The following is a 15,845-nucleotide window of genomic DNA, read 5'->3' on the forward strand; positions in this document are numbered from 1 at the left end:
CCTTCCTGTAAATCACTTTTGATTTCTCGGTAACACATTTCTATTTCCCAGCGCTGGGCATAAAGCTTCGCCAAGCCTATCAGTGGATATGCCTTTGAATCCATTAATGAAGTGATATAACGTCTAATTTTCCCTGCCTGCTCAACTTCAATCAAACGCGCTTCCCAATATTCTCCTAATGATGGATTTAGCTTCCTGGCTCTAGCTGAAAGAGGCATTTTGATTTGAAAGTCATGCGGGGAATTACGTTTAATGATCTCATAGCGTAAATTATCTTTTGCTCTCATTAACCAATGACTGGCTTCTACTCGTGTTTGCCAGTCAATCAAGAAATCAGCAGAGAAATAGGCTCGATCAAACAAGGTAATACTATGCGATGGAGGACATAATCGATTTGCCAGTGTAAGTTCACCCTGATCCATGCTACCTATTTGGGCATCAATGATTTCATGGGTGCTGGTATTTACCAGGCAGGTTGCTCTCACTTGTGGATAAGGGGCTGCAGCGGTTTTACCCTTAGATGAGCCAAAGTGTTCAAAATTCTCGTCTGTATAAGGCATAGACCAAACCACCCCGTCAACAGCACATACACTAAGGCCATGAAAGTTTGAGTATTGCTGTTGGGATTCTTCAAACCAGGCTTGGCTGAGTAGAGAAAACAAGGTATTCAAGGGCTCTCGTCCTAAACGTTGTCGTGCTTGCACTGCTGCACTGGGGACACAATATTCTGTTGTACCAAACACAAGTTTTAGTTGCTCTACGACATACCCGATCGGTTGATCTCGAAATAGGGCAAGCCCAATTACCAGCCATACCACATGTTCGGCAGGTAATTTTCTTCTCCTGATAGAAGCCTTACCTGTTTGATGTAGGCTTTCTTTAATCCAGTTTAAATCAATGAGTTCACTGAAATGGCTGAGTGAAGGCAAAGAATGTTGAAGGGTGCAATCTAAATTTTCAGATAAAGTCATAAAAAAAATGAGCGTATTGGCATACACTCATTTTTACTACATTTTTCTAATGTCTGCTTAACTGACTGGCATTACCTCATTGGGTGCTTTTTTATTAAGGTGATTCAGTCAAAATCAGATTGATTTAGACCGTGCGGCGTTTGGTCACCATATTATAAATAAACAGAATAATCACAGCACCAATCACGGAAGCAATCAGACCTGCTGCGGAATCTGCTGAATACAGACCGAGCATACGCCCACCAAAAGTCGCCAATAAGGAGCCGGCAATACCCAGTAAGGTGGTCATGATAAAACCTGCCTTATCATTACCCGGATGAATGGCACGTGCAATCAGACCTGCTACAAAACCAATAACGATCGCTACAATAATTGTCCACATATGCATACTCCTTCTTATCATGTCTTTGTTTTCACATCTGTTTAATCATCTTGAAACAAAGTCAGGATCATAAAAAGTTGAATCCTGAAACGAGATGTTATTTTTTGTTCCCGGTTTTCTCTCTATTTGAAGTATAAAAAAAGTGGCTTATGCCACTTTTTTTAACCTGATTTTAAAGACCGATTTCACCAATAAATGGCAGGTGACGGTACTTCTGGTCATAGTCTAAGCCATAACCCACGATAAATTTATCTTCAACCTCAAAGCCCATAAATTCGACCTTCAAATCGATTTCACGACGCGATGGTTTACTTACCAAAGTACACAGTTGAATCGAATTGGGTTCACGGGTTTGCAGGATTTCAAGTACCTTGCTTAAAGTGTTGCCTGAATCAATAATATCTTCAACGACTAACACATCTTTACCACGGATTTCACCGTCTAAATCTTTCAGGATTTTTACATCACGTGACGATACCGTGCCACCGCTATAACTGGACACAGTCATGAAATCCAATTCATGCGGTTTTGAAATCACACGACATAAATCAGCCATAAAAATCACTGAACCACGTAATAAACCGATGAGCACAAGTTCTTTGTCACTATTGGCATAGTGTGCATTGATTTGAGCACCAAGCTCTTTGACTTTAGCTTGAATTTCTTCAGCGGAAATCATTACGCTCATTTGGACGGTCATGGGTAGATACCTAAAAAGTAAAAATAGCAAAATAAAAAAGGTGTTGACCTGCAACACCTGAATACGTCGCAATTTTAATACATCCCTAGCAGAGATGCACCTGTTTTGCTGGCTGTAAATGTAATCATTTTTTAGCCGCGGCTGAATCGCGTTTCAGTAAAAAAACACAGCCCAGCGCCATTGCAGACAGGAGCAAGTATTGACGATGGCGGGGTTTTGTCGCTTTATTCACTGGCTGCTGCTTTGACATAGACGGCTACTCCATAGACATAGGTGGCTGCAATATTACGGTCATCGCCAAGCATGGTCAGTGCAAAAAATGCATCTTCAATATTTTTAGCTTTGCTCTGGCGTAACTGCTGTAAGGCAGTGGTATTGAGATTCAGCACCACAAAGTCGGCTTCTTTGCCAATATTAAAGTTCCCCAGGCGATCATCTAGACTCAAGGCTTTGGCACCGCCTAAAGTGGCATGATATAAGGCTTCAAAGGCAGAAAGTTTTTCACCCTGCAACTGTTGCACCTTATAGGCTTCATTCAGGGTTTGCAGCTGATTAAATGATGTTCCTGCTCCAATGTCTGTGCCTAAGCCGACTTTTACCCCTTTGTCCCAGGTCTTTTTCAGGGGAAATAAGCCACTACCCAGGAATAGATTTGAGGTCGGACAGAAAGCAATGGCTGAGTCGGTCTGATGCATACAATCCCACTCCTCATCTTCCAGATGCACGCAATGCGCGAAAACGGATTTGCTGCCGGTTAAACCATAATGATGATACACATCCAGATAACCTTCACGTTCAGGAAAGAGTTCTTTTACCCAAGCAATTTCATTTTTATTTTCACTTAAATGGGTATGTACATAGACATCCGGATATTCGGCTTTGAGCTGTCCGGCTTTTTGTAGTTGTTCAGGTGTTGAGGTTGGTGCAAAGCGTGGAGTAATCGCATACAGGTTCCGCCCCTGTCCGTGCCATTTTTTAATCAGCGTTTTAGAGTCAATATAAGCCGTTTCTGCTGTATCCGTCAGCGCTTCCGGTGCATGACGGTCCATCAGGACTTTACCCGCAATCAGACGCATATTGCGTGTGGTTGCGGCATTAAATAAAGCATCTACGGATTCAGGATGAACGGTACAAAAGACCAGTGCAGTGGTGGTGCCGTTTTTAAGCAATTCCTGCACGAAAAATTCGGCAATTTTTTCGCTGTAGGATGCATCTTGGAACTGGATTTCAGTGGGGAATGTATAGGTATTTAACCATTCCAGCAGTTGTTCACCATAAGCCCCGACCATTTCGGTTTGTGGGAAATGAATATGGGTGTCGATAAACCCGGGAACAATCAGTTGATCTGGATAGTGCTGTAATTCAGCATTGGTAGGAAGTCGTGACTGCCCTTCTTGCCAAGGACCAAACCACTGGATTTTACCTTCGTGAATGATGACTAAACCATCTTCTACATATCGCACTTGGTCGTGTATATCACGTGCTTGGGCAACTGTATTCTGAATGTCGAGGAAGCGACCACGGATCGCTGTCGTTGCAATTACAGAAGACATTTTAAACCTACGCTTTTTGATTTTTTCGATTGATTGTAGCTGAAAAAATTGCCATGTTTGTATGAACATTCATATTTAAATAGTGATCCAGATTCTTCTATGACCCCATCCAATTATTATGATCAATTTCAACAGATCGTACGTGCGCAGCCGACATTAATGCGCATCTTGCATCAGTTAGCACAATTACACTCTGACGCTTATGTCGCAGCGGGTGTGTTACGTCATGTGATCTGGGCGCATTTACATGGATGGGAATATGAAATAAATCATACTGAGGTCGATGTGATTTTCTATGATGAAAATGAGCAGGCTCGCGTTATAGAACAGCAACTTGCAGATCGGTTAAAAGAGTATTTTCCAGATATCCGTTGGGATGTGACTAATCAAGCCTTTGTACATGAGTGGTATCGTACCGATCAAAATGAAAATATTGAGCCTTTAACTTCAATTAGTCATGCGCTGTCATTATGGCCAGAAACTGTCACGGCCTTGGCACTGCGTCTGAAAGATGATGAATTGGAGTTGATCGCTCCTTTCGGTTTAGCAGATTTATTTGAGTTAAAGCTGCGTTGGAATCCGAATTTAGTCAGTTATGCCGTGTTTGAGCAACGCATGCTGAGCAAACAGTTTTTACAAAAATGGCCCAAATTATCCCTGATAGAACAATAAAAAAAAGCCTGCTGATGCAGGCTTTTTTGATGATTACTTTTTACAGGGTGGTTTCGTTATATTTCTTGCTATGACGAATCGACAAGATCGCGGTCACAGTCAGGACAATCACAATAAAGCTCAAAGAAATCCAGATCGGCATATGGAACACATCCAGCATCAGCATTTTAAAGCCGATAAAGACCAGAATGATCCCGAGACCATAAGGCAGATAATGCATTTTTGAGGCTGCGCCCGAGAGCAGGAAGAACATCGCGCGTAGGCCTAAAATCGCCATCAGGTTTGCGGTAAGGACAATAAAGGGATCGGTGGTGACGGCAAAAATAGCTGGAATAGAATCGACGGCAAAGATCACATCAGAGGCTTCAACCAGGATCAGGACCAAGAACAACGGCGTTGCCCAGAGCAAACCATTCTGACGGACAAAGAATTTGTCGCCCTGAAGTTGCGGGGTAATACGCATATGTTTACGTAGCCATTTCAGAATCGCCATATCTTCAATATTGCTGTCTTCTTCATGCTGACCACGAAGGAATTTGAAGCCGGTATACACCAGGAACGCACCGAAGATATACAGAATCCAAGAGAATTCCTGTACAAACCAGGCGCCAATAAAAATAAAGATGGTTCTGAGTACAATCGCACCCAGTACGCCATATAACAGCAGTTTACGTTGCAGTGCGGGTGGAATGGCAAAGGCCGCGAAGATCATCAGCCAAACAAAGACGTTATCAATCGCCAGGGATTTTTCCAGCAGATAACCGGCAAAGTATTCCATGACCTTGGCATTGGCAATTGCCGTGCCTGCGGTCTGTTCCAGATACAGCCATAAGCCGCCACCAAATAAAGTCGCGACACTGACCCAGGCAATACTCCAGTATGCAGCAGTACGGACTTTAACTTCCTGACCATGCTGATGCTTAAAGCCGACAAAATCGATTACCAGCATGACTGCGACAATCGCGAAAAAGACGAGATACAGCCAGAGTGTACCAATGGTTTCCATGTGAATTCTCCACATCGGACGACTGGCCATAAAAAAACCTTGACCAGTTGCCAGATGAAAAACATCTATAACAACATGATCAAGGTCTTGCCTACATCTTACTGTTTCACTTTTTTATATAAAGTGTGACTTCAAGATGCTCAGATACCGACTTTTTGCAAAGTGTAATGACGATATTCTGACACGTTTAAAAATTGAAATTTCATTCTTAAACGCTTGGAGGAGGCTACTCCCCTTGTTCAAACTAAATTTTGTTTGAGCGGTAGCTCAATGTGCAGCAAGCATGACAGATTTTTGCTAAGACTACAATTTCATTTACAAAAATCATGCTTCAAGGTGCTTTCTTACCTAAGAAATCCGGACGCTGAATCAGATATAAGCTGATCAGAAAACCTAGGCTAGCCAAGATGGCTCCTACCCAGCCAATACTATGTAATCCGATATGTGCCGTTACCAGACCGCCGAGTAAGGCACCGCCGCCAATCCCGACATTGTACAAACCTGAAAAAATCGCCATGGCGACATCAGTCGCATCGGAAGCCAGATTTAAGGTCTTGGCTTGTAGGGCCAGACTAAACCCAATAATGCTGATGCCCCAGATTAACGCTAGGCTATTGAGCTGAATTACACCCTGAGACAGGGGCAGCAATAACAGCAGCGAGATCCCTAGCCCGAGTGTAAATAGCGGAATGGTGAGTCGGGGAAAATGCGGTGCAAAGCGGCCAAATACATAAGACCCGATCAGGCCCGCACCGCCATAAATCAGCAATAAGCTGGTGGTCTGTGCAGAGCTGAATTGCGCAATATTCAGCGCAAAGGGTTCAATATAACTATAGGCGGTAAATTGCGCACTAATCACAAGCACGGTAAGCGCAAAGACCAGCATCAGGCTGGGACGTTTTAGCAAGCTTTTTAAACTGCTGAGTGAACCTGAATTAACACTTGGCAATAAAGGCAAGGTTTTGGCCAGCAGTACGCAGACCACGCTTGCCACAACTGCGATCAAGGCAAAACTATTGCGCCAGCCATAGGCCTCCCCGATCATCCGGCCAAAGGGAATTCCCAAGACCATCGCCATGGCGGTACCGGTAGCCAATAAGCCCAGTGCCTGAAACTCTTTGCCCTTTGGCGCAACCCGCACAGCAAGCGATGCCGTAATTGACCAGAACAGTGCATGCGCCACGGCAATACCAATCCGGCTCAACACCAGAATGCTAAAGCTCCAGGCAAAATAGGACAGCACATGACTGAAAATAAACACCGCAAATAAAACCATCAGCAGAAAGCGCCGTTCAATATTTTTGGTCAGTAACATCATTGGCAAAGAAAGCAGCGCCACGACCCAGGCATAAATCGTCAGCATCCACCCGACCTGAGTGGGTGACATGGAAAAACTTGCGCCAATATCACTTAATAGCGCCACCGGGATAAATTCGGTGGTATTGAAAATAAAGGCAGCAGAGGCTAAAGCAATCACACAGACCCATTGACGTGTCACCGAGGAGGTGGAAGAAGAGCTGGACATACATATCTGATAAAAAGAACCGGCCGGCAGTTTAAACCTGTTGAGCAAAATGCGGTATTGGTCAGAAGGACAGATTCACAATCCTTTAAAAGAAATCTAACAATAGAGCAGGGAAAAATATGTCAGTCTGGCTTAAAAACAAGGAGAGGATCGGCATGTTGATCGAGCATCAGCAACAGGGCACTGGAGGTTTATGGTTTGTAGAGCCAAATGAAAAACGTCTGGCAGAAATGAGTTATTCCAGAGTAAATGAAGATCAATTAGTGATTGAACACACTTGGGTCGATGACAGCCTACGCGGACAGCACGTCGGGTATTATCTGGTCGAGACCGCTGTGAATTTTGCCCATGAACACGGCATCAGGATTATTCCAAAATGCTCTTTTGCCAAATCTGTGTTCGAGCGAGAGCCTCGCTTTAATGATGTTTTATAATTTAAAAATGACAACAAAGGTTTAGATTCGTATGGAAATCAAATATCAAGATTCAAAACGCGGTGGTGTATTTTTTATGGAAGATCAAGGACGCCGCCTGGCCGAGATCACTTATCAATGGCGGGGCGATGCCGTCATCATTGCCGATCATACCTGGGTCGATGATTCCTTGCGTGGCCAAGGTATTGCCCGAAAAATGCTGGATGTACTGGTCGATTTTGCCCGTGAAAAAAGTTTAACCATCATCCCGCAATGTTCCTATGTGGATGTCATGTTTAAACGTGACCGTAGTCTGGCAGATGTCGCGGCAACGACTATTTAACCATCCAAGGGGATTTCCCGAAAGATAAATGCAATCTTTCTTTCAAGGCAGGAATCAATATAACCTGTAACAGGGTATATAAACCGAAACCTGCCATCACCCCGGTCATCGCCCAGAAAATTTCTTCAAACTGTTGCAGCATCACTAAAATTGCCATAATCAGCAGGTAACTGGCATGAAAATAAATACGATGCCCAACAAATTTCAAGATCGTCCAGCTAATAAAAATTGAACTGATCAGCAGATTGGTTTGAGCGCTGAATTGCCAGTCATTTAAAGTGATGATCAGGATAAAACACATACATAACAAGGCGAGGGTTAAAATCAGATCTTTTAACATCAAGTGATCCTCATGTTCATGGTAGGTGTATGAAAATATTCGTTTAATAATTTAGGCACTATTGTTAAAAGTTTAGTCCAGAAATGCAAACTGAAAACCGTGTAAGCAAAAACGGATATTTGCTTAAAAAATGGTCGACTTAATTTAAAATTATTGATTAAATTGTGGTTTTAATTCTTCCCTCTAGTGAGATGGCATGATGCTACAGCTTTGCTATGCCAGTGAACGCATAGAATCTGAACAAGAGTTGTTACAAGATTTGAGTGATATTTTGGCCACTGCCCGGAAGTTCAATCTTCAGCATCAGATTCATGGGGTGTTGTATTATTCCCATGGCAAATTTTTCCAGTGCCTTGAAGGTCAGGCTGAAGTAGTGGAAAGTTTATTTCAGAGCATTTGTCGGGATCCCCGCCATCACAATATCTTGCGTTTTGCAGATGCGATGGTAGAGCATTCCCATTTCTCGGAATGGTCAATGAAATATGTGCATAAACACAGTGAAATTTCTTCTTTATTTTCACGTTTAGGTTTGAAGCAATTTGATCCGCATGCCTTACAGCAGTCAGGAATTGCCGAATTCCTCAAAGTACTGTATCGCCTGGAAGAAAATCAGGCCAGTCTGGCATCGCCAAAAGGTTATAAGCAGCGTGGTTATGTCCCCTATTTTTGATCTGATGGATCAAAGCTGAAAATAAAAAAGTCCGCATGGCGGACTTTTTTGTCTGATGTGGATTAGGTCATGTCAATCATGACTTTTAAGGCCTTTTCATCAGAGGCATGTTTAAAGACATCATAGGCTTTTTCAAAATCGGAAAATTTAAAATGATGGGTCGCCAGTTTTTCTAGGGGCAATTTGCCGGAACAGCAGGTTTTCAGCAGCATGCCTGTGGTATTGGCATTCACCAGACCGGTGGTGATGGTCAGGTTTTTAATCCAGAGTTTGTTCAGTTCAAAACTTACCGGTTTACCATGCACGCCGACGTTGGCAATATGCCCGCCCTCTTTCACGACATGCTGGCAAATATTCCAGGTGGGTTCTACCCCTACTGCTTCAATGGCACAGTCAACCCCGCGTCCATCGGTAATCTCTAGGATCTTTTGAATGGCATCTTCTTTAGCAGAGTTGATGGTATGTGTTGCGCCGACAGTCTTGGCAAATTCCAGCCGGTTATCATCCATATCCACCATAATAATATTGGCAGGTGAATAGAACTGTGCGGTGAGCAGACAGCTCATGCCGATTGGTCCTGCTCCGACAATCGCCACATTGTCGCCCGGTTTGACATCGCCATATTGCACGCCAATTTCATGTGAAGTTGGCAGGATATCTGAAAGGAATACGGCCACATCTTGATTCAGGCCTTCGGGTAAATGATAGAGTGAGGTATCGGCAAAGGGCGTACGTACATATTCGGCATGGGTGCCGTCAATCATATAACCCATGATCCAGCCGCCTTCATTGCGGCAATGTGCATACAGCTGTTTCTGGCAGTTTTCACAGGTTCCGCAGCGGCTGACACAGGAAATAATCACCCGGTCGCCCTTTTTGAAGTTCTGCACGGCGGAACCGACTTCTTCCACAATACCAATGCCTTCGTGACCTAAAATACGCCCGTTAAAGCTGCCCTCTTTTCGTGTGGCCTCCTGCTCAATTTCCGGGTTTTTACCTTTCCAGATACCCAAGTCGGTACCACAGATGGTGACTTTTTCGAGTTTAATGATGGCATCGCCGGGATGCAAAATGGTGGGAACTGGACGGTCTTCAAAGCGGATATCATTTGCGCCGTAATAGACCATCGCTTTCATCGTTGTCATGACACATCTCCTAATGGAGTGAGGAATGAGAATGACCTGACTCAGCGAGAATAATGAACGCCTCGATTGCTTTTATACAGTGACAGCGATGGGCTGATTCATGATCTGGCTTTCAGGCCTATAAATACCTGTGTTCTTCCCGATTGTGCCTTGAGTGATAGGGTGCTGCAATGAGTCTTGTGTACAGATTGCAACAAAAAATCATCAAGGATAGTTCAGAGATAAATCTGCTCTTTGGGTTAATATTTAAATCATAGGATTGCAGGATCAGAACAGTCCTTCACTTTTTCTCAATCAACGTTTTAATACGCTAAAAAAAAGCCCGCTAGGCGGGCTTCTTCACTTCACTTAAATCTGTTTTATGCTTGTAAAACAGTGATCAGCTTCTGATGCAAACCGCCAAAACCGCCATTCGACATAATTACTACGGCATCGCCCTCGCCTGCTTCTGCCACCACAGTCTGAATGATGTCATCCAGTGTGCGTGCAACTTTGGCCTTGTTTGGCGCAGCCTCAATGACCGGTTGCAGATCCCAGTCCAGTCCTTCCGGTTGATACCAGATCACTTCATCGGCCAGACGTGCTGAATGAGCCAAGCCATCTTTATGACTACCCATGCGCATGGTATTGGAGCGCGGTTCAATAATTGCCCAGAGTTTGCGTTCACCCAGACGTTTGCGCGCACCTTCTAAGGTCGTATCAATCGCTGTCGGATGATGGGCGAAGTCATCATAAACCTCGATACCACGAACAGTGCCTAACAGTTCCATACGGCGTTTCACCCCACCAAAATTCGACAGCGCTTCACAGGCGGTTTCAATTGATACGCCAACATGTTCAGCAGCGGCAATGGTGGCCAAGGCATTGGCCACCGAATGCTGCCCGGTCATATTCCACTGTACTTCGCCTTTGACAACGCCCTGTTGCAGGACTTTGAAATGTGAACCATCTGCTGACAATTGTTCGGCATAAAGTTCAGATTTTGCGTTGGCATCCAGACTGGTGCGCACTACAGGTGTCCAGCAGCCCTGCTCCAGCACTTCATCAATATTGCTTTCAGTAATCGGCGCGATAATCCGGCCTTCACTTGGAATGGTACGAACTAAATGATGGAACTGCTTTTGAATCGCTGCCAGATCATCAAAGATATCGGCATGGTCAAATTCCAGGTTATTTAAAATTGCTGTTTTTGGATGGTAATGCACGAACTTGGAACGCTTGTCGAAGAAAGCGGAATCATATTCATCGGCTTCGACACAGAAATATTTCCCACCACCGAGACGCGCACTTTCCGAAAAGCCCAATGGCACACCGCCAATCAGAAAACCTGGCTCCAGACCGGCTTGATCCAGTACCCAAGCCAGCATCGTGGTGGTCGTGGTTTTACCATGTGTTCCGGCGACACCCAGCACGTGTTTACCTTGCAGAACATGATCAGCCAGGAACTGCGGACCTGAAATATAAGGCAGACCTGCATTCAGCATATATTCGACTGCATCAATACCACGCTTCATGGCATTGCCGACGATTACCAGATCCGGATGAGGCTGTAAATGACTGCGGTCATAACCCTGTATTAAAGTGATGCCCGCATTTTCAAGTTGGGTCGACATGGGTGGATACACATTCAGGTCTGAACCTGTTACCTGGTGGCCCAGATCGCGTGCAAGTAGCGCTAACGAGCCCATAAAGGTGCCACAAATACCCAAAATATGCAGATGCATCTACTTTACTCCGTTCCTGTCTGACCCATCACTTTATATTGGTGCTGTTGTCATGATTTATTCAATTTGCAAGCAACGATAGCAAGGCTTTAGCTGAAAAGATAGTGAAAATTCTGGCCTTGTTGTGGGATTTTTTAAATCCTGTTTCACGGATAAATTCAAAGAAAATTTCAAAGCGATGCAATATCTTTTCGCCAAATAAACCGTAAAATAAGTTCGACTTTTTTGCAGAGTGCATGCAAATGCTGCCGGCTTTATTTCTTCTGGTAATTGCCAACTGTTTTATGACCCTGGCCTGGTATGGGCATTTAAAATTTTTGCCGCATGATGCACCGCTCTGGCAAGCGATTTTGTTCAGCTGGGCCATTGCCCTGTTTGAATATAGCCTGATGATTCCAGCGACCAAATTACTGGCGCAGCAAGGCCTGGCAGTCGGTCAAATGAAAATCACCCAGGAAGTCGTGACCTTACTAGTCTTTGTTCCTTTTATGATTTTTATGTTTAAACAGCCCTTTAAACTGGATTATCTCTGGGCCGCTTTATGTCTGTGTGGATGTGTCTATTTTGTCTTCCGTACCCCTTAACTTGATCTAATGGCTCAGCTGAATCAGGGGGAAATGGCTTCTAAATTCAGAAAGTAATTTCTGCCGATCCGGTTCAAATTCCAGTTTATTCAGGCAGCGTTGGATTAATTCAATCGCCATTATTTCTGCAGCCTGTTTTAGTTCAGGTTCGGGTACATTATGTTGAATCATCGCTAAACATTTCAATATTCTCTGATTGAATTCAATACAACCCACACAATCTCGGGCCATTGGTGCAAAACTACTGTAAATCAAATCCCCGAGATCAAAGATATCCACACTGATATGCGGACAATCCCGCTCCGGTAAATCTTCAGCGGCCTTGCTGTCAATCAGGATTCGGGTTAAGGCATCAACGGCATTAATCGCTGATCCAACATCGTTCACTGCGGGAGACATCGCTTTCTGCCCCACTTCGCTCATCACCACCACACCAAAACGCGGGTCCTGTAAAAAGCTGCGATTGGTTTCAATGATTACATGATTCAAAATGGAGTTTCGGATCTCCTGCTGCTGTTCCGGGCTGAAAGCGCGGTCGCTATATACCTCTGCCAGTGCCGTCATCGGATCCAGAAATTTTCCGGGTAGCTGGGGAAGATGGATATGCAGCTGTTGGCTGACGGCCAGTTGCTCCAGTCCTTCACTATTAAAATTGGTGAAATAGCCGGTCTGGGTACTAAAAACATGAAAGGCAGCTGCTTGCTCTGGACGTTGTCCGGTGGCACCAAAATTCGGCTGATGTCGAAACTCCGCCAAGGCCGTAGAAGCAGCGACTTCAATTTTGTGAATGGTGGTGGTGAGGTTGCCCAGTTGCGACAGGGTGTGTACCCAGCGAATCAGGATATAAATCAGGTACATCAATACCAAAATGGTACTGATAAACAGTACAAATCTACCTGCAGGACCATAATAGCCAAGCCCGAGCGCAATCTTGGCAATTACAGCATAAATAAAAGCCGAGATAAAACTGCTGATAGCAAGGCGGGTATTGTCATCACTCATCATCAGCTGATAGGCACGTGGTGTCCCGCTGGATGAGGCAGACGCAAAGGCTGCGACCATAATCGACAGGGAAAAAGTGGTGACTGCCAGCATGCTGGAAGCAATAATATCTAGCAGGCTGCTCAGGGTTTCAATACTGATATTGGGAACAGTGCTGGTCGGGATGAAATAGCGACTGGCGATTGCAAACAGCGAGAAAAAGGTCGCAAAGAGGGCGCCAAGGGCCGGCATCAGCCATAAGTTTTCTGAGGGGTTCTGTAGCCAGATTTTTAGTTTGTACCACATAAAAATGCCCTGCCAATGTATAGGTTTTAGTATTAAGTTATTCATTGCAAAAAAGTTTTATCTTGATAGTTATACTTTTTTTAATGTGATGTATGTCCTATTTTTGTATTTTTAGCCGCAAAATTATCTTTTTATTTTCGACTATTTTCCAAACAGATAATTTTAATTCTTAATTGTTGAGCTGAACTTTAGACCAAATCAATTTCAGTCTATAATGAGTACTCCTATTCAAGCTTGGCTCTCTCGTCGAGATTTATCTTTTCTCACTTTAATCTCTGGAAAATTTGCAATGAATGCGGCTGCTGCACAAGATACTCCTCTCGTAGGTATTATCATGGGTTCTCAATCAGATTGGGCAACTCTCGAACACACTGCCAATATGCTCAAGCAGCTTGGTGTCCCATTTGAAGCCGAAGTTGTTTCTGCACATCGTACTCCAGACCGCCTGTTTGAATATGCTGAACAAGCGCGTGATCGTGGTATTCAGGTAATTATTGCTGGTGCAGGTGGCGCAGCGCATTTACCGGGGATGTGTGCGGCGAAAACTGATCTGCCAGTTTTGGGTGTACCTGTGAAATCTTCGATTTTAAACGGTGTTGATTCATTGCTGTCTATTGTGCAAATGCCAGCCGGTATTGCAGTCGGTACCTTGGCCATCGGTCCTGCCGGTGCAACCAATGCTGCCATTATGGCGGCGCAAATTCTGGGTTTGACGCGTCCAGAGATCGCAAAAAATGTTGCAGATTTCCGTGTAGCGCAAACAGATAAAGTCGCAAGTAACAATATTCCAGGCCAGGCTTAAGTCGAGATACAGATTATGGATAAAACCATCGGTATTTTTGGTGGCGGTCAGCTGGGTCGTATGATGGCGCAAGCGGCACTTCCATTAAATATTCAATGTACATTTTTTGAAGCCAGCACAGACTGTCCTTCTGCTGCTTTGGGTCCGGTGATTTCGAGCCAAGCTGAAAATGGTCTGCAAGACTTTATTAACAGTGCAGATGTATTTAGCCTTGAGTTTGAAAATACGCCACTTGCAGATGTTGATGTACTGACGCAAAGCAAGCAACTGCATCCGCCGCGTCAGGCTTTGGCGATTGCCCAGCATCGTCTGTCTGAAAAAGCCTTGTTTGATGAACTGGCTATTCCGGTTGCACCGTACAAAGCGGTCACTTCACTGGAAAGCTTACAGGCTGCTGTAGCTGAACTGGGCTTGCCGATCGTACTGAAAACTTCGCGTGGCGGTTATGATGGCAAAGGTCAATTTGTTTTACGTTCGGCCGATCAGATGGATCAGGCCTGGGCAGAATTGGGCCCTGCGGGTGAACTGATTGCTGAAAGTTTCGTGACTTTCTCGCGTGAAGTTTCAATCATTGCAGTACGCGGCCAAGATGGTGATGTTAAAACCTGGCCATTGGCGGAAAATCATCATCATAACGGCATTCTGTCGCACTCGATTGTGCCGGCACCGAACAGTGCAGATTTGCAGCCGGTGGCGCAAGATTACATCACTCGTCTGCTGAATCACTTGAACTATGTCGGTGTGCTGACCCTTGAGCTGTTTGTGACAGACAATGGCCTATATGCCAACGAGATGGCACCACGTGTGCATAACTCGGGTCACTGGTCGATTGAAGGTGCAGTATGTTCGCAGTTTGAAAACCATGTGCGTGCCGTGGCAGGTTTACCTTTAGGTTCAACTGAAGTGATCCGCCCAACTGTCTTGGTGAACATCATTGGTCAGCATCCGAAATCTGCAGATGTACTTGCTCTGGAAGGTGCACATTTGCATCTTTACAACAAGTCAGAGCGCGAAGGCCGCAAGATTGGTCACATTACCCTGATGCCAAATGACAGCGCGCAATTGTCTGTGCTTTGCCGCCAACTGGCGAAAATTTTACCGAATCCATTGGCATTGAGCGAAGATATGACCATCTAGGCTTTAACTTGCTGATAAAAAAAGCGATCACTTCGATGATCGCTTTTTTATTTGTCTGCTTTCAGGCATGATTGCGCCTCTTTAAAAATGCCTGCCATTGGTCGGATCAGTTTTTAAATCAATTGCTTATAAACTGATCAATTGAGTATAAATATACCAATTCAATAAAATCTTATTTACCGCTGAATTTTGTCATATTCATTTGTGGATAAGCCTAAAATCAAAGTTTGAATTTAAAACTGGAAAGTGGTTTTGAATTTAAATTCATAAAAACAAATTCAAATTTAGGTGGTGTTTTAAAAAGTATGCTGACATTAAATGAAGCCATTATTGATGTAAAAGAAGGTTAAGTCGAAGGCTTTAAAATGGTTTTCAAGCTTTTTGGAGAAATTACAACTTCTTCTAAAACCACGCCTTATTCGATGCCTTATTTTGCAATTATTACCTTCAATTCCTACAGTAAAAAACTTACCAATACTTTGCTTGCAGTTTTTAAAAGCAGTGATGAAACTGTCCCAATGATCACTTGCAATTCGGGTGTAGTGAATACCTAATTGTTTAAGCTTTGTCTTCAACCTTTGGACTGTAGCT

18 protein-coding genes are annotated in these 15,845 nt (G+C 44.2%); 7 read left to right on the forward strand and 11 right to left on the reverse strand.

Annotation, left to right across the window (positions count from 1 at the left end; translation table 11 throughout):
• The 4 genes from ACNPNW_RS03315 to guaD all read right to left on the reverse strand — a co-directional run.
• Window positions 1-971 (reverse strand): IS4 family transposase (locus ACNPNW_RS03315; RefSeq protein ID WP_164543397.1); only part of this gene is annotated, 971 nt, incomplete at its 3' end.
• Between the two features lie 124 nt (window positions 972-1,095).
• A complete protein-coding gene (locus ACNPNW_RS03320; RefSeq protein WP_004281926.1) occupies window positions 1,096-1,353 on the reverse strand; it encodes a GlsB/YeaQ/YmgE family stress response membrane protein in 258 nt (85 codons plus the stop codon).
• A 172-nt stretch (window positions 1,354-1,525) separates the two neighbouring features.
• Complete coding sequence (hpt, locus tag ACNPNW_RS03325; protein WP_085064727.1) at window positions 1,526-2,053, reverse strand: hypoxanthine phosphoribosyltransferase; 528 nt, start codon at window positions 2,051-2,053, stop codon at window positions 1,526-1,528.
• A gap of 224 nt (window positions 2,054-2,277) precedes the next feature.
• Complete coding sequence (guaD, locus tag ACNPNW_RS03330; protein WP_448766521.1) at window positions 2,278-3,606, reverse strand: guanine deaminase; 1,329 nt, start codon at window positions 3,604-3,606, stop codon at window positions 2,278-2,280.
• A gap of 99 nt (window positions 3,607-3,705) precedes the next feature.
• On the opposite strand from guaD, the gene ACNPNW_RS03335 reads away from it, so the two are divergent.
• Entirely contained in the window at window positions 3,706-4,278 is a 573-nt protein-coding gene (locus tag ACNPNW_RS03335; RefSeq protein ID WP_004647137.1) for a nucleotidyltransferase family protein, read from the forward strand.
• A gap of 40 nt (window positions 4,279-4,318) precedes the next feature.
• Here the strand turns inward: ACNPNW_RS03335 and ACNPNW_RS03340 are convergent, their stop codons facing one another.
• Both ACNPNW_RS03340 and ACNPNW_RS03345 read right to left on the reverse strand, forming a co-directional pair.
• Window positions 4,319-5,284 (reverse strand): TerC family protein, encoded by a 966-nt coding sequence (locus ACNPNW_RS03340; protein ID WP_004647138.1) that lies wholly within the window; start codon window positions 5,282-5,284, stop codon window positions 4,319-4,321.
• Between the two features lie 331 nt (window positions 5,285-5,615).
• Window positions 5,616-6,809, reverse strand: a complete 1,194-nt coding sequence (locus ACNPNW_RS03345; protein WP_312328748.1) for a sugar transporter — start codon at window positions 6,807-6,809, stop codon at window positions 5,616-5,618.
• Window positions 6,810-6,964: 155 nt separating this feature from the next.
• Here ACNPNW_RS03345 and ACNPNW_RS03350 point away from each other — a divergent pair, with 155 nt between their 5' ends.
• Both ACNPNW_RS03350 and ACNPNW_RS03355 read left to right on the forward strand, forming a co-directional pair.
• The gene (locus ACNPNW_RS03350; RefSeq protein ID WP_448766526.1) at window positions 6,965-7,243 is read left to right on the forward strand and encodes a GNAT family N-acetyltransferase; all 279 of its coding nucleotides are present in this window, start codon (window positions 6,965-6,967) and stop codon (window positions 7,241-7,243) included.
• A gap of 31 nt (window positions 7,244-7,274) precedes the next feature.
• Window positions 7,275-7,565, forward strand: coding sequence for a GNAT family N-acetyltransferase (locus ACNPNW_RS03355; protein WP_004647141.1), 291 nt, complete (start codon window positions 7,275-7,277; stop codon window positions 7,563-7,565).
• Here ACNPNW_RS03355 and ACNPNW_RS03360 read toward each other — a convergent pair.
• The gene (locus ACNPNW_RS03360; RefSeq protein ID WP_448766522.1) at window positions 7,558-7,905 is read right to left on the reverse strand and encodes a hypothetical protein; all 348 of its coding nucleotides are present in this window, start codon (window positions 7,903-7,905) and stop codon (window positions 7,558-7,560) included. The genes ACNPNW_RS03355 and ACNPNW_RS03360 overlap by 8 nt on opposite strands.
• 196 nt (window positions 7,906-8,101) lie before the next feature.
• Between ACNPNW_RS03360 and ACNPNW_RS03365 the strand changes: the two genes are divergently transcribed.
• Window positions 8,102-8,575, forward strand: a complete 474-nt coding sequence (locus tag ACNPNW_RS03365) for a BLUF domain-containing protein (RefSeq protein WP_004281912.1) — start codon at window positions 8,102-8,104, stop codon at window positions 8,573-8,575.
• 62 nt (window positions 8,576-8,637) lie between these two features.
• Here the strand turns inward: ACNPNW_RS03365 and ACNPNW_RS03370 are convergent, their stop codons facing one another.
• Window positions 8,638-9,720, reverse strand: a complete 1,083-nt coding sequence (locus tag ACNPNW_RS03370; RefSeq protein ID WP_448766523.1) for a zinc-dependent alcohol dehydrogenase family protein — start codon at window positions 9,718-9,720, stop codon at window positions 8,638-8,640.
• Window positions 9,721-10,079: 359 nt separating this feature from the next.
• A complete protein-coding gene (gene mpl, locus ACNPNW_RS03375; protein ID WP_448766524.1) occupies window positions 10,080-11,444 on the reverse strand; it encodes a UDP-N-acetylmuramate:L-alanyl-gamma-D-glutamyl-meso-diaminopimelate ligase in 1,365 nt (454 codons plus the stop codon).
• 242 nt (window positions 11,445-11,686) lie between these two features.
• Here mpl and ACNPNW_RS03380 point away from each other — a divergent pair, with 242 nt between their 5' ends.
• Window positions 11,687-12,028 carry a DMT family protein gene (locus tag ACNPNW_RS03380; protein WP_004729014.1) on the forward strand — a complete coding sequence of 114 codons (342 nt, stop codon included), beginning with the start codon at window positions 11,687-11,689 and terminating at the stop codon, window positions 12,026-12,028.
• Between the two features lie 6 nt (window positions 12,029-12,034).
• Here the strand turns inward: ACNPNW_RS03380 and ACNPNW_RS03385 are convergent, their stop codons facing one another.
• Entirely contained in the window at window positions 12,035-13,315 is a 1,281-nt protein-coding gene (locus tag ACNPNW_RS03385) for a DUF2254 domain-containing protein (protein WP_448766525.1), read from the reverse strand.
• A gap of 289 nt (window positions 13,316-13,604) precedes the next feature.
• On the opposite strand from ACNPNW_RS03385, the gene purE reads away from it, so the two are divergent.
• Together purE and ACNPNW_RS03395 are read left to right on the forward strand one after the other, a co-directional pair.
• Window positions 13,605-14,117 carry a 5-(carboxyamino)imidazole ribonucleotide mutase gene (gene purE / locus ACNPNW_RS03390; RefSeq protein ID WP_420937802.1) on the forward strand — a complete coding sequence of 171 codons (513 nt, stop codon included), beginning with the start codon at window positions 13,605-13,607 and terminating at the stop codon, window positions 14,115-14,117.
• A 15-nt stretch (window positions 14,118-14,132) separates the two neighbouring features.
• Window positions 14,133-15,254, forward strand: coding sequence for a 5-(carboxyamino)imidazole ribonucleotide synthase (locus ACNPNW_RS03395; protein WP_004729017.1), 1,122 nt, complete (start codon window positions 14,133-14,135; stop codon window positions 15,252-15,254).
• Window positions 15,255-15,568: 314 nt separating this feature from the next.
• Here the strand turns inward: ACNPNW_RS03395 and ACNPNW_RS03400 are convergent.
• Window positions 15,569-15,845 (reverse strand): IS1 family transposase (locus ACNPNW_RS03400; protein ID WP_193890094.1); only part of this gene is annotated, 277 nt, incomplete at its 5' end.

It is taken from the genome of Acinetobacter endophylla (assembly GCF_053543775.1).

Coding starts and splice junctions, on each gene's coding strand:
- ACNPNW_RS03320 (WP_004281926.1), bottom strand. CDS start 1,353: ATGTGGACAATTATTGTAGCGATCGTTATTGGTTTTGTAGCAGGTCTG.
- hpt (WP_085064727.1), bottom strand. CDS start 2,053: ATGACCGTCCAAATGAGCGTAATGATTTCCGCTGAAGAAATTCAAGCT.
- guaD (WP_448766521.1), bottom strand. CDS start 3,606: ATGTCTTCTGTAATTGCAACGACAGCGATCCGTGGTCGCTTCCTCGAC.
- ACNPNW_RS03335 (WP_004647137.1), top strand. CDS start 3,706: ATGACCCCATCCAATTATTATGATCAATTTCAACAGATCGTACGTGCG.
- ACNPNW_RS03340 (WP_004647138.1), bottom strand. CDS start 5,284: ATGGAAACCATTGGTACACTCTGGCTGTATCTCGTCTTTTTCGCGATT.
- ACNPNW_RS03345 (WP_312328748.1), bottom strand. CDS start 6,809: ATGTCCAGCTCTTCTTCCACCTCCTCGGTGACACGTCAATGGGTCTGT.
- ACNPNW_RS03350 (WP_448766526.1), top strand. CDS start 6,965: ATGTTGATCGAGCATCAGCAACAGGGCACTGGAGGTTTATGGTTTGTA.
- ACNPNW_RS03355 (WP_004647141.1), top strand. CDS start 7,275: ATGGAAATCAAATATCAAGATTCAAAACGCGGTGGTGTATTTTTTATG.
- ACNPNW_RS03360 (WP_448766522.1), bottom strand. CDS start 7,905: ATGTTAAAAGATCTGATTTTAACCCTCGCCTTGTTATGTATGTGTTTT.
- ACNPNW_RS03365 (WP_004281912.1), top strand. CDS start 8,102: ATGATGCTACAGCTTTGCTATGCCAGTGAACGCATAGAATCTGAACAA.
- ACNPNW_RS03370 (WP_448766523.1), bottom strand. CDS start 9,720: ATGACAACGATGAAAGCGATGGTCTATTACGGCGCAAATGATATCCGC.
- mpl (WP_448766524.1), bottom strand. CDS start 11,444: ATGCATCTGCATATTTTGGGTATTTGTGGCACCTTTATGGGCTCGTTA.
- ACNPNW_RS03380 (WP_004729014.1), top strand. CDS start 11,687: ATGCTGCCGGCTTTATTTCTTCTGGTAATTGCCAACTGTTTTATGACC.
- ACNPNW_RS03385 (WP_448766525.1), bottom strand. CDS start 13,315: ATGTGGTACAAACTAAAAATCTGGCTACAGAACCCCTCAGAAAACTTA.
- purE (WP_420937802.1), top strand. CDS start 13,605: ATGAATGCGGCTGCTGCACAAGATACTCCTCTCGTAGGTATTATCATG.
- ACNPNW_RS03395 (WP_004729017.1), top strand. CDS start 14,133: ATGGATAAAACCATCGGTATTTTTGGTGGCGGTCAGCTGGGTCGTATG.